Here is a 411-nt window from a genome sequence, read left to right as displayed (position 1 = left end):
GGCACGAACTGCGCGGCATTTCGCTCGACGATGTCTGGGACGGCATCGCTGCCATTCCGACCCGCGGCTGGGTTCTTGCCGCGCTGAGTTCGATCATCGCCTATGCTTCGCTCGCCGGCTACGACCACATCGCGCTTCTGCATATCGGCAAGCGCGTGTCGTGGCTGTTCGTCACGCTGTGCTCCTTCACCACCTATGCGCTGTCGCACAACATTGGCGGTTCGGTGTTCTCGGGCGCCGTCATCCGCTACCGCGCCTACGGTACCAGGGGCCTGACCGGACAGGATGTCGGCGTGCTGGTGGCGGTCTGCTGGATCACCTTCGTGCTGTCGACGATTTTGGCCTCGGGCCTCGTTCTGGTGTTCGAGCCTGAGATACTCGACCGATTTTCCGGCATCGCCCATCATGGCC

1 protein-coding gene is annotated in these 411 nt (G+C 63.0%); it reads left to right on the top strand.

From position 1 onward, the window contains the following. Positions 1–411 (top strand): YbhN family protein (locus ENZ74_RS34190; protein ID WP_164761523.1); only part of this gene is annotated, 411 nt, incomplete at both ends.

Origin of the sequence: Mesorhizobium sp. M7A.F.Ca.CA.002.15.2.1 (genome assembly GCF_003998715.1) — a bacterium.
Lineage (GTDB): Bacteria > Pseudomonadota > Alphaproteobacteria > Rhizobiales > Rhizobiaceae > Mesorhizobium > Mesorhizobium ciceri.
This window is presented reverse-complemented; position numbering and strand designations above follow the sequence as displayed.